This is a genomic window from Staphylococcus sp. SUC_1.2 (assembly GCF_026222585.1).
The window spans coordinates 13,026-26,893 of record NZ_JANJPM010000005.1 but is presented as its reverse complement, the minus strand read 5'-3'; the positions used below and the strand labels follow the sequence as shown (position 1 = coordinate 26,893).

Below are 13,868 nucleotides of genomic sequence, written 5' to 3'. Positions count from 1 at the left end.
AGGTTTAATTATTATGAAAGAAAATTTTTGGAGTGAATTACCACGTCCTTTTTTTATTTTAGCACCTATGGAGGACGTTACTGATATCGTTTTTCGACATGTTGTAAGTGAGGCTGCTAGACCTGATGTTTTTTTCACTGAATTTACAAACACTGAGAGTTATTGCCATCCGGAAGGTATTCATAGCGTCCGTGGAAGATTAACATTCAGCGAAGATGAACAGCCTATGGTAGCACATATATGGGGCGATAAACCCGAGCAGTTTAGAGAAATGAGTTTTGGTTTAGCTGAAATGGGTTTTAAAGGTATAGATTTAAATATGGGATGTCCAGTAGCTAATGTTGCAAAAAAAGGTAAAGGTTCCGGTTTAATATTGAGACCTGAAACAGCTGCTGAGATTATTCAAGCTACTAAAGCTGGTGGATTACCTGTTAGTGTTAAAACCCGTTTAGGTTATTATGATATTGAAGAGTGGAGAGATTGGTTAAAACACGTTTTTAAACAAGATATCGCAAATTTATCTATACATCTTCGAACACGCAAAGAGATGAGTAAAGTAGATGCGCATTGGGAATTAATCGCAGCAATTAAACAATTAAGAGATGATATCGCACCTAATACATTACTAACGATTAATGGAGATATTCCAGATAGAAAAACTGGACATGAACTTGCGATGAAATATGGTGTTGACGGCGTGATGATAGGTAGAGGGATCTTTAATAATCCGTTTGCTTTTGAAAAAGAACCCCGTGAACATACTAGTAAAGAACTATTGAATTTGTTTAGATTGCATTTATCATTGTTTGAGAAATATTCAAGTGATGAAAGTCAACAATTCAAAAGATTAAGAAGGTTTTTTAAGATTTATGTGAAGGGGATTAAAGGAGCTAGTCAATTACGTCATCAATTAATGAGTACAGAATCGGTTGATGAAGCACGCGATTTATTAGATGAATTTGAGTCTAAAATTGAAGAAGATGTAAATTAATTTTCTAAAACATTAGATATAGTTATTAGATAATTGGTTTATTACAAAAACAAGCCAGTAAATGAATTTTTATGTTAATTCATTTACTGGCTATTATAATCTCGTAAGAATTTTAAATTATTTATTCTTAGCAACTTGTCTATATCTCAAATACATTAAACCTAGTAATATAAACCAAATTGGAGTTAAGAAAATAGCATTTCTAGTTGTTTCATTTACAAATAGTAAACAAAATACTAAGAAGAAGAATACTAATATTGCGTAACCCATATATTTACCACCAGGAAGTTTATAAGATACAGTTTTATGTAGCTCAGGATTTTTTCTGTGATAGTTAATATAAGCAATAATAATTAATGCCCATACGATAATAAATAATACAGTCGAGATTGTTGTTACATAAGTAAACACTAACGTAGCATCTGGGAAGATGTAGTTTAATAATGCTGTTACTAATAATAATGCAGATGAACCAATAATAGCAAAATGAGGAACACCATTTTTATTAGTACTTCTAAAGATAGGTGGTGCTTGATCTTGTTCTGATAAACCAAATAACATACGACTATTTGAGAATATACCACTATTACAAGATGATGCTGCAGCAGTTAATACTACAAAGTTGATCAATCCAGCAGCGAAAGGAATTCCAATTAATGAGAATAATCTAACAAATGGACTTTCACTAGGGTCAACTTTATCCCAAGGAATAATAGACATAATTACTGCTAATGCACCAACGTAGAATACTAAAATTCTTAACGGTACAGCATTGATAGCTTTTGGAATTGTTTTCTGAGGATCTTTAGTTTCTCCTGCAGTTACACCAATCATTTCAATACCAACAAATGAGAACAATGCCATTTGGAATGACATAAAGAACCCAGATGCACCGTGAGTAAAGATGCCATGTTTATATAAATTTGTAAAACTCGCATGTCCAAATTGTGTTTTATATGCCATTAAAATCATGACTAAACCTACAACGATTAAAGCGATGATAGTTATAATTTTAATAATAGCGAACCAGAATTCTAATTCACCAAATAATTTAGCACTAAGCAAATTAAATAGCATTAATATAAGCACACAGAATAGTGCACTAATCCAGTTTGGAATTGCAGGGAACCAGAAACTAACATATTTAGCAACGGCAGTTACTTCAGCCATACCGGTAATGATCCAACATAACCAATAAGTCCAACCAGTCACAAAACCAGCAAACGGTCCTATGTATTCATTTGTCACATCGGCGAAAGATTTGAAGCGAGTATTTTGAATTATAATCTCACCTAAGCCTCTCATAAACATGAACAACATGAAACCTATAATAATATAAGTCAATAGAATAGATGGACCAGTCATTGCTATTGTTTGACCTGCTCCCAAGAATAATCCGGTACCAATAGCGCCGCCAATAGCAATCAATTGCACATGACGATTACTCAATCCTCTTTGTAATTTTTCTTCAGCCATAAGACAACTCCCTTACATTTAATTAATATTATTATGCACTTATAAATTCAATTCGACAATTATTTTTCTAATATTTTCTAAAAATTCCTTTAAATTTTGATTAAATAATTGTAATCAAGCTTGATAATTAAATTGAAATTTTCAATATTTTCTCACTAATTACATAATTTGAATTGGATTAAAAGCTTATATAATGGCGTTTATTGGGTATTTAAGTATATATAAGTTTAAAAAATTAAATTTAATAAGCATTTATTAAGCGATATATAATCGTTCACAAAACTTATCTGATTGGCTATAATAGTATTTGGAAGCCATTACATTATGTATAAGAAAAGGGGAATTACTTATGGCAGAATTACAAAAAGGTTTAGAAGGGGTAATTGCAGCTGAAACTAAAATCAGTTCAATTATTGATAGTCAATTAACGTATGCGGGATACGATATTGATGATTTAGCAGAAAATGCTTTGTTCGAAGAAGTAGTGTTTTTATTATGGAATTATAGATTGCCTACTCAAGATGAACTAGATGCATTAAGAGAAAAATTTTATCATTATATGACTTTAAATCCAAGAGTTTATAAGCATTTTGAAGAATACGCAACTGATAATGTGCACCCTATGACGGCACTACGTACATCTGTATCATATATTGCTCATTTTGATCCTGATGCTGAAAATGAAACAGAAGAAAATAGAAAAGAAAGAGCAATACGTATTCAAGCTAAAATTGCATCTTTAGTTACAGCATTTGCGCGTGTTCGTGAAGGTAAAGAACCAGTTAAACCTAATCCTGAATTAAGTTATGCAGCTAACTTCTTATATATGTTGAGAGGGGAATTACCTACAGATACTGAAGTTGAAGCATTTAATAAAGCATTAGTATTACATGCTGACCATGAACTTAATGCTTCTGCATTTACTGCACGTTGTGCCGTTTCTTCTTTATCTGATATGTACTCAGGTATTGTAGCTGCTGTAGGTTCATTAAAAGGACCATTACATGGTGGTGCAAATGAACAAGTAATGAGCATGCTTGCTGATGTTAAATCAGTGGATGAAGTTGATGCTTATTTAGATGAAAAATTCAAAAATAAAGAAAAAATCATGGGATTCGGTCATAGAGTATACAAAGACGGAGATCCAAGAGCCAAATATTTACGTGAGATGAGCCGAAAAATCACTTCTGAAACTGGTAGAAGTGAATTATATGATATTTCAATAGCTATTGAGAAACGTATGAAAGAAGAAAAAGGACTCATTCCTAATGTCGATTTCTTTAGTGCTACTGTATATCACAGTATGGATATTCCACACGATTTATTCACGCCAATTTTCGCGGTAAGTCGTACATCTGGTTGGACAGCACATATTCTAGAACAATATCGTGATAATAGAATAATGCGTCCTAGAGCTAATTACGTCGGTGAAACTAATCGTAAGTATTTACCAATTGAAGAAAGATAAATTTTAAACTTTAATAGATTTCACAATATTTGGAGGTAAAATTATGTCAGCTGAAAAAATTACTAGAATTAACGATGGATTAAATGTACCTAATGAACCAATTATTCCTTTTATTATTGGTGATGGTATTGGACCAGATATTTGGAAAGCAGCGAGTCGCGTTATTGATGCAGCTGTTGAAAAAGCATATAACGGCGAAAAACGTATTGAATGGAAAGAAGTACTAGCAGGTCAAAAAGCTTTTGATGAAACAGGTGAATGGTTACCTCAAGAAACGCTTGACACGATTAAAGAATATTTAATCGCTATTAAGGGACCATTAACTACACCAATTGGTGGTGGTATTCGTTCATTAAATGTTGCATTACGTCAAGAATTAGACCTATTTACATGTTTACGTCCAGTTCGTTGGTTCAAAGGTGTCCCTTCACCAGTTAAACGTCCACAAGATGTTGATATGGTCATCTTCCGTGAAAATACTGAAGATATTTATGCAGGTATCGAATTTAAAGAAGGTACTGATGAAGTTAAAAAAATTATTGATTTCTTACAAAATGAAATGGGTGCTACTAACATTCGCTTCCCAGAAACTTCAGGTATTGGTGTGAAACCAGTTTCTAAAGAAGGTACTGAACGTTTAGTTAGAGCTGCAATTCAGTATGCAATCGATAATAACCGTAAAACTGTTACGCTTGTTCACAAAGGTAATATTATGAAATTCACCGAAGGCGCATTTAAGCAATGGGGCTATGATGTAGCTCATAATGAATTTGCTGATAAGGTATTTACTTGGCAACAATATGATGAAATTGTTGAAAAAGATGGTAAAGATGCAGCAAATCAAGCTCAAGAAAAAGCTGAACAAGATGGAAAAATCATTATTAAAGATTCTATCGCTGACATTTTCTTACAACAAATTTTAACTCGTCCAGCAGAACATGATGTAGTTGCTACAATGAATCTAAATGGTGACTATATTTCAGATGCTTTAGCAGCTCAAGTGGGCGGAATTGGAATTGCACCTGGTGCAAACATTAACTATGAGTCAGGACACGCTATTTTCGAAGCAACACATGGTACTGCACCTAAATATGCTGGTTTAAACAAAGTTAACCCATCTTCTGAATTATTAAGTTCAGTTCTAATGTTAGAACATTTAGGTTGGCAAGAAGCCGCTGATAAGATTACTGATGCAATTGAAGCTACTATTGCTTCTAAAGTTGTAACTTATGATTTTGCTCGTTTAATGGATGATGCTACTGAAGTATCAACTTCAGAATTCGCTGATGAGTTAATTAAAAACTTAAAGTAATTTATTTACACATTAATATATTATAACTTTAAAGAATTAATAGATTGATGATGCATTGCACTAATGTATTAGTTAACACAATAGCGCAAGTTTTAAAGGATTCTCAATCATAGCAATTTTTAACAAAAGTGGAACATTGAATTTATATTAAATTCTGTTCCGCTTTTTTATTATGAAGTAAAACAAATAACTTTATTTTGTTTATAATTTATTAATTATTTTTTAAAAATAATAAAATTAATACTCAATATGTGGAAAATAATCATATGATTGTTAAGATTATGTAAATTTAATATGTTGTATGTTATTTTTGTTTTAACTTCCGTTATAATGAAAATGAAATGTTATATTAATTCAGGGAGGCACATTATGTCACAAAAAGTATTAGTGGTTGACGATGAGCAATCAATTGTAACTTTACTTAAATATAATCTTGAAACGGCTGGTTACATCGTTGAGGTAGCTTACGATGGTGAAGAAGCTTTGGAAAAGGTGAATGAAATTCAACCAGAACTTGTCGTTTTAGATGTAATGTTACCTAAAAAAGATGGTATTGAAGTATGTAAAACAATACGTTCTGATAAAAATTTAGTACCTATTTTAATGTTAACTGCAAAAGATGATGAGTTTGATCGTGTATTAGGATTAGAATTAGGTGCCGATGATTATATGACAAAACCTTTTTCTCCTAGAGAAGTTGTGGCGAGAGTTAAAGCTATCTTGAGAAGATCTAAATTTGCTAGTGAAATTGAAAAAGCAGATGTTGATGATGAGGATATATTGATTGAAAATATTAGAATCAGACCTGAATTCTTTGAGGTATATAAAGATGATGAATTATTAGAACTCACTCCTAAAGAATTTGAACTATTGTTGTATCTAATAGAAAGACAAGGGCGAGTAATCACTCGAGAACACATGTTAAATTCTGTATGGAATTATGAATTCGCAGGCGATTCTCGAATTGTTGATGTTCATATAAGTCATTTAAGAGACAAACTCGAAGAGAATCCGAAACAACCTAAATTAATTAAAACTGTTCGTGGACTCGGTTATAAATTAGAGAGACCTAAAGCTTAATGCTTAAATTTCATCATAGATTATTATTGCTATTAAGCACAATTACTATAATCAGTTTTATTGGTTTAGGCGTCATTATTCATCATACAATTTATCAAATATTATCAACAGCTCAGGTTACAGAACTCAAACATGTATCTGAAAATTTTTTGAAATTAAACAAGCAAAATGAGAATAATGAAATTAAAAATATTTCAGCTAATCAAAATTTAATTGTTAGAATTTCTGAAAATGGTAAAGTGATATACCAAACTGGTAACCAAAATAAAATAAATGATAACATTGATAATGAAGCTAATCCATCAAATATCATTTATAAAAGAGAAAATGGTCAGGTTAGATATACATTTAAAACAACTGTCAATGACAAAACGATATACATAAGTGGGATGAATACTGAGATTCTTGAATTACAGAAGAGTATGTGGAAGTATTTATCTTTAATAGGAATTATTGTTCTTTTAGCGATTTATTTAGCTGTTAGAAGTATCAATCGTACATATATTAGACCGATTAATGAAGTGACTTATGCTACCTCGTTAATTGCTGATGGATACTATCATGTTAGAGTACCTGAAAGCAATGTTAAGGAGACAAAAGCGCTATTTGTCACGACTAACGATCTTGCAAGACGGTTACAAAAGCTTAATAATAAACAAAAAATGCAATCAAATCGATTAAAAACAACATTAGAAAATATACCAAGTTCAGTATTAATGATTGACAAACATGGTGAAATTGTTGTGGCCAATCATGCATACTATGAGTTGTTTAGGCCAAACGGTAAGGTTGAAAATAAAAACTATACATCATATTTAGATCCTAAAATTCAACAATTAATTCTAGAAAGTTTCAAAACTGAAAAGCCACTATATGATCAGATAGAAATTTTATTAAATAATGTTCATCATAAATATTTCGATTTGTCATGTGTTCCAATACTAAGTAAATCTAAGAAAAAGTTACAAGGTATGGTTGTAGTAATGCATGACATTACAAATTTGAAAAAATTGGAAAACTTGCGTCGGGAGTTTGTTGCAAATGTATCTCATGAGCTTAAAACACCTATTACATCTATTAAAGGCTTCGCTGAAACACTCATAGAAGGTGCGAAAAACGATGAAGAATCACTTGATATGTTCTTAAATATTATTTTAAAAGAATCTAATCGTATTGAGTCACTCGTTATGGATTTATTGGATTTATCACATATCGAACAACAAACAGAGATAGAAACAGCATTTATGAATTTATCAGAGCTTGCTTACACAACTATTGATAACTTACAAAACCAGGCAAGATATAAAGATATTAAAATAGTATCCGAAATAGAAAAAGATGTCATTATAGAAGCACATGAAAACAAAATTGCACAAGTCATTACTAATTTACTATCAAATGCAATTAATTATTCACTTGAGAATAATGAGGTTATTGTAAGAGTGTATAGAGAAGGACATGAAGTAAATTTAGAAATACAAGACTTTGGTATTGGAATAGATAAAAGTGATCAAAAGCATATTTTTGAAAGATTTTATCGGGTGGATAAAGCAAGAAGTAGAGATTCAGGTGGTACAGGTTTAGGTTTATCTATAACAAAACATATAGTGGAGGCACACCATGGAACGATTAATGTCGAAAGCAATATTGGTGAGGGCTCGCTATTTAAAGTTTCATTTTTAGATGAAAAAGAATGATATCGTTCAATAAAGAATGACTATAATATCGCGGTACAAGAACTTTTATTTTGATTAGTAATTAATACAATTATTTTAAGGCCTTTCGTATACTTGCACCAAAAATTTGGTTGAGGATATGAAAGCCCTTTTTTTATTTAAATAAGTAATGGAGAGTGTGAAAAGTTTTTGTATAAACCATACATTCGTTATGGTTCAGGTTATATGCTAAAATATAATAAAATCACTCTGGAGGTATACGCATTGAATAAATTAGTTTTAATTGATGGTAATAGTTTAAGTTTTAGAGCATTTTATGCATTACCACTACTTTCTAACAAAGCAGGAATACATACGAATGCAGTATACGGTTTTGCTATGTTATTGGAAAAGATTATGAGAGAAGAACAACCATCGCACTTTTTAGTTGCGTTTGACGCCGGCAAAACAACATTTAGACATTCAAAATATAGTGAATATAAAGGCGGAAGACAAAGTACACCACCTGAGTTAAGCGAACAGTTCCCATACATTCGACAATTATTAGATACTTACCATATCAAACACTATGAGTTAGAAAATTATGAAGCTGACGATATTATAGGCACATTAAGTAAAGAAGCTAATGACCAAGGGTTTGAAACGATTATAGTTACTGGGGATCGAGATTTAACACAGTTAGCAACTGATAATGTTACTATTTATTACACAAAGAAAGGTGTAACAGATGTTGATCATTATACGCCAGAATTCATTGCTGAAAAATATGATGGACTTAATCCCAATCAAATTATAGATATGAAAGGACTAATGGGGGATGCATCTGATAACATCCCTGGCGTTGCTGGTGTAGGCGAAAAGACAGCTATCAAGCTATTGAAACAATTTAATACAGTTGAAGGTGTTTATGACAATATAGATTCAGTCTCTGGAAAAAAATTAAAAGAAAAACTCGAAAATAGTCGTGAAGACGCATTCATGAGTAAAGACTTAGCAACGATTAATAAAAATAGTCCAATTGAAGTAACATTACAAGACACTGTGTTAAAAAATCAAGATGATAATAAAGATAAAATTGAATTATTCAAAAAGTTAGAATTCAAACAATTATTATCTGATATAGATAGTAATAATACTGAAGAGAAACACGAAGATAAAGTCATTGAAGTGAGTAATGATTTTAACAACATAAATTTTAAAGAATTAAAAGAAGCTGTGATTCACATCGAAGTAGATGGTACCAATTACTTACAGGATACAATTTTAAAATTTGGATTTTATGATGGAGTGGACCATGTTGTAATAGATTCCGATCAACTAAAGGAATATCCTGAATTGATTAAATGGCTAGAGAATGAGACTACAGAAAAAATTGTTTATGATGCTAAAAAAACATACGTTGTTGCGCATAGATTAGATATAGATATAAAAAATATTGTATTTGATGTTATGTTAGCAAGTTATATTATCGATCCATCAAGAACGATAGATGATGTAAACTCTGTAGTAAGTAATTATAATCAAAATTTTGTCCAAGATGATATTTCAATTTATGGAAAAGGGAAAAAGAGACATGTCCCAGAAGACACAATATTAAATAAGCATATTGCTTCAATCACAGAGGCAATTTATGCCTGCAAACGTGAAATGGTTGCTGAATTAGAATCGCACCAACAAATTGATCTATTGTTGAATTTAGAACTTCCACTTGCACGTATCTTAAGTGAAATGGAAGAAACAGGAATTTATACGGATATTAATGACTTAAGACAAATGCAGTCAGAAATCCAAGGAAAATTAGATTTACTAATAAGTAATATTCACGAAGCGGCTGGGGAAGAATTTAACATTAACTCTCCTAAACAATTAGGTGTAGTATTATTTGAAACGCTAGAACTACCAGTCATTAAAAAAACAAAAACTGGATATTCTACTGCAGTTGATGTGTTGGAGCAATTACAAGGTCAACACCCAATAATTGACTATATACTTGAATATCGTCAATTATCAAAATTACAATCCACTTATGTAGAGGGATTACAAAAAGTCATAAGTAAAGATAACAGAATTCATACTCGCTTCAATCAAACATTAGCGCAAACTGGTCGTTTATCAAGTGTAGATCCTAATTTACAAAATATACCAGTCCGTCTTGAAGAAGGACGTAAGATTAGAAAAGCTTTTAAGCCTACTTCAAATGATAGTGTGATATTATCAGCTGACTACTCTCAAATTGAATTACGTGTACTCGCTCATATTACCCAAGATGAAAGTATGAAAGAAGCATTTATCAATGAAAAAGATGTTCATACTGCTACTGCGATGAAAGTATTTGATGTAGAAGCGAATGAAGTTAACGCTTTAATGCGAAGACAGGCTAAAGCTGTTAACTTTGGAATAGTGTATGGTATTAGTGATTATGGTTTGAGCCAGAGCTTAAACATTACTCGAAAAAAAGCAAAAGCATTTATAGATGATTATTTGGCAAGTTTTCCAGGTGTAAAACAATACATGTCTGATATTGTTAAAGATGCGAAAGCAGATGGATATGTTGAAACATTATTGCACCGTCGCAGATATATACCAGATATTAATAGTAGGAACTTTAATTTGAGAGGTTTTGCTGAACGTACGGCAATGAATACTCCAATACAGGGTAGTGCAGCAGATATTATTAAATTAGCAATGGTAGAATTTGATAGACAAATTAAACAAACGTCTTATCATGCTCAGTTATTACTACAAGTACATGATGAATTAATTTTCGAAGTACCTGCCAATGAAGTTGAAGATTTTAGTTTATTTGTTGAGGAAATTATGGAACACGCATTACAATTAGATGTGCCGTTAAAAGTAGATTCTAACTATGGATCTACATGGTATGATGCAAAATAGAAAGAGGAATTAGAAATGCCAGAATTACCAGAGGTTGAACACGTTAAAAGGGGTATAGAGCCTTATATATTGAATGCAACTATTAAAAGTGTGACATTTTCAAACAAAGTTATTGAGGGCAAACAACAAGGAAAAGAGACAATTATTAAAGGAATTAATTTGGATGGTTTCAGATTGAATAGTGAAAGTTTTAAAATAAAATCCATTGATAGAAGAAGTAAATATATTGTCTTCACTATTGAAAAAAATAACAACCAGCGTATTATATTAAGTCATTTAGGTATGGCAGGCGGATTTTTTATTGTCGATAAATTATCAGATATTAGTACACCTAATTATCGAAAACATTGGCATGTCGTGTTTCATTTAGATAATGGTAAACAACTCGTTTATTCTGATATTAGACGATTTGGTGAACTAAGAAATCTGGCTACTTATAATGATTATCCAGCTTTTCTTGAAATTGCGCCTGAACCGTTTGATGACAATGCATTAAACTATTTTTTAGACCGGATTAAACTTAAGAAATACCAAAACAAACCTATTAAACAAATGTTGCTTGATCATAAAATGATAGCAGGTTGTGGAAATATTTATGCATGTGAAGCGTTATTTAGAGCAGGCGTTTTACCTGAGAGGAAAGTAAAAGATGTATCTAATCAAGAACGACAAATGTTATTTTATTATGTTCAAGAAGTATTAAATGAGGGTATAAATAATGGCGGTACTAGCATTTCTGATTATCGTCATGCTGATGGCAAGACAGGAGAAATGCAATTACACTTAAATGTATATAAACAAAAGACATGTAAAATATGTGGTCATGACATTGAGCAAAAAGTCATTGCATCGCGAAATAGTCATTTTTGTCCACATTGTCAGAAATAAAGGTGAGTGAATATTTATGCCAAAAGTTATTGGATTAACAGGTGGTATTGCCACTGGAAAGTCAACGGTTTCTGAGTTATTAACAGCATTTGGTTTTAAAGTTGTAGATGCTGATATAGCTGCAAGAAAAGCTGTTGCAAAAGGAACTAAAGGTTTAGAACAAGTTAGAGCAGCTTTTGGTGATAGTGCTATCACTGAGGAAGGTGAAATGGATCGCAAATATGTAGGTGAAATTGTTTTTAATCACCCAGAGAAACGTTTAGAGTTAAATGATATTGTGCATCCTATAGTTAGAGAGATAATGGAAGAAGAAAAGCAATCATATCTTAATCAAGGTTATGATGTCATTATGGATATTCCACTTCTTTTTGAAAATGAATTACAAAATACAGTTGATGAAGTATGGTTAGTATACACGTCTGAAAGTATTCAAATTGAGAGGTTGATGGAGCGAAATCAATTGTCACTAGAGGATGCGAAAGCGCGCGTTTATAGTCAAATATCAATAGATAAAAAGAGTAGAATGGCAGACCATGTTATAGATAACTTAGGAGATAAGTTGGAACTGAAACAAAACTTAGAACAGCTATTGACTGATAAAGGTTTTATTAACAAAGAAAGATAAAATTTGCTTAAGCAATTATTTATGCTTCGGCTCTAATAGATGAATGATGTAAATGTTAAATTTTACATAGATAAGTCTATTAGAGCTTTTTTTGTTAACCAAATATTGTCGATTAAAAAATTTTTTAAAATTAATGGAAAACGCTTTCAAATTTAAATTATTATGTTACACTATTTTTATAAAGTATAACATATAAACAAACAATCAAGGGGTGCTTTAAATGTCAACAAATATTGCAATTAATGGTATGGGTAGAATAGGTAGAATGGTGTTAAGAATCGCATTACATAAAGAAGATTTAAACGTTGTAGCGATTAACGCAAGCTATCCACCTGAAACAATTGCGCATCTAATAAATTACGATACTACTCATGGTAGATTTGATAAAAAAGTTGAACCAATTGAGAACGGTATCCGTGTCGATGGACAAGATATTAAACTTGTTTCTGACCGTAACCCTGAAAATTTACCTTGGAAAGACTTAGACATTGATATTGTAATTGAAGCTACAGGTAAATTTAACCATGGCGATAAAGCAATTGGCCATATTAATGCAGGTGCTAAAAAAGTATTACTAACTGGTCCTTCTAAGGGTGGCCATGTACAAATGGTGGTTAAAGGGGTAAATGATAACCAATTAGATGTAGATACATATGACATTTTTAGTAATGCATCTTGTACAACTAACTGTATTGGTCCGGTAGCAAAAGTGCTTAATGATAAATTTGGCATCGTTAACGGTCTTATGACAACAGTACATGCGATTACTAACGATCAAAATAATATTGATAATCCGCATAAAGATTTACGTCGTGCACGTTCATGTAATGAAAGTATTATTCCAACTTCAACTGGCGCAGCTAAAGCTTTAAAAGAAGTACTTCCAGAATTAGAAGGTAAATTGCATGGCTTAGCTTTACGTGTGCCAACTAAAAACGTGTCACTTGTAGACTTAGTTGTAGATTTAAAAGAAGATGTTACAGCTGAACAAGTCAATGACGCATTCAGAAATGCTGGACTAGATGGTATTCTCGATGTAGAAGACGAGCCACTAGTATCAATGGACTTCAATACAAATCCTAATTCAGCAGTTATTGACGCTCAAAACACAATTGTGATGGATGATAATAAAGTAAAAGTGATTGCATGGTATGATAATGAGTGGGGTTACTCAAATAGAGTAGTTGAAGTTGCTCAACAAATTGCTAAATTAATTGGCTCTGAAAATGTTGCAACGGCTAAATAATAAGATATCACTATAAATTAAAACGAGACTGTTAAATCTTTTGACTAAGATTTGATAGTCTCGTATTTTATTTTTATGTGATTTTGTATTAAAACTTTCACGCATTCTTGTCATTAAAGAAATATATTATGCATAAAACTAGATTTTTATTAAGATACTTTTGTTTTAGTTTAATTTAAATGAGAATTAGACTTCTTTTGTCAAGAATGCT

Annotated in this window: 10 protein-coding genes; 9 read left to right on the top strand and 1 reads right to left on the bottom strand. The window is 31.5% G+C overall.

Going from position 1 to position 13,868, the window contains the following annotated elements:
* Nucleotides 1-13 precede the first annotated feature (13 nt).
* Nucleotides 14-991 (top strand): tRNA dihydrouridine synthase, encoded by a 978-nt coding sequence (locus NR218_RS02855; protein ID WP_011275527.1) that lies wholly within the window; start codon nt 14-16, stop codon nt 989-991.
* Between the two features lie 117 nt (nt 992-1,108).
* Here NR218_RS02855 and NR218_RS02850 read toward each other — a convergent pair whose 3' ends face one another.
* Nucleotides 1,109-2,467 (bottom strand): amino acid permease, encoded by a 1,359-nt coding sequence (locus NR218_RS02850; protein ID WP_011275528.1) that lies wholly within the window; start codon nt 2,465-2,467, stop codon nt 1,109-1,111.
* Nucleotides 2,468-2,816: 349 nt separating this feature from the next.
* Here NR218_RS02850 and NR218_RS02845 point away from each other — a divergent pair, with 349 nt between their 5' ends.
* The 8 genes from NR218_RS02845 to gap all read left to right on the top strand — a co-directional run bounded on the left by NR218_RS02845 (nt 2,817) and on the right by gap (nt 13,657).
* On the top strand, nt 2,817-3,935 hold the full coding sequence (locus NR218_RS02845) for a citrate synthase (protein ID WP_011275529.1): 1,119 nt from the start codon (nt 2,817-2,819) through the stop codon (nt 3,933-3,935).
* A gap of 43 nt (nt 3,936-3,978) precedes the next feature.
* Nucleotides 3,979-5,247 (top strand): NADP-dependent isocitrate dehydrogenase, encoded by a 1,269-nt coding sequence (gene icd / locus NR218_RS02840; RefSeq protein WP_011275530.1) that lies wholly within the window; start codon nt 3,979-3,981, stop codon nt 5,245-5,247.
* A 369-nt stretch (nt 5,248-5,616) separates the two neighbouring features.
* Nucleotides 5,617-6,327 carry a response regulator transcription factor gene (locus NR218_RS02835; protein ID WP_011275531.1) on the top strand — a complete coding sequence of 237 codons (711 nt, stop codon included), beginning with the start codon at nt 5,617-5,619 and terminating at the stop codon, nt 6,325-6,327.
* Nucleotides 6,327-8,024: a two-component system histidine kinase PnpS gene (gene pnpS, locus NR218_RS02830; RefSeq protein WP_011275532.1), complete on the top strand. Its 1,698-nt coding sequence runs from the start codon at nt 6,327-6,329 to the stop codon at nt 8,022-8,024. Before NR218_RS02835 ends, pnpS begins: the two co-directional genes overlap by 1 nt.
* Nucleotides 8,025-8,267: 243 nt before the next feature.
* The gene (gene polA, locus NR218_RS02825) at nt 8,268-10,898 is read left to right on the top strand and encodes a DNA polymerase I (protein ID WP_011275533.1); all 2,631 of its coding nucleotides are present in this window, start codon (nt 8,268-8,270) and stop codon (nt 10,896-10,898) included.
* Between the two features lie 15 nt (nt 10,899-10,913).
* Nucleotides 10,914-11,786, top strand: coding sequence for a bifunctional DNA-formamidopyrimidine glycosylase/DNA-(apurinic or apyrimidinic site) lyase (mutM, locus tag NR218_RS02820; protein WP_011275534.1), 873 nt, complete (start codon nt 10,914-10,916; stop codon nt 11,784-11,786).
* Between the two features lie 16 nt (nt 11,787-11,802).
* The gene (coaE, locus tag NR218_RS02815; RefSeq protein WP_011275535.1) at nt 11,803-12,411 is read left to right on the top strand and encodes a dephospho-CoA kinase; all 609 of its coding nucleotides are present in this window, start codon (nt 11,803-11,805) and stop codon (nt 12,409-12,411) included.
* 220 nt (nt 12,412-12,631) lie between these two features.
* A complete protein-coding gene (gene gap, locus NR218_RS02810) occupies nt 12,632-13,657 on the top strand; it encodes a type I glyceraldehyde-3-phosphate dehydrogenase (protein ID WP_011275537.1) in 1,026 nt (341 codons plus the stop codon).
* Nucleotides 13,658-13,868 lie beyond the last annotated feature (211 nt).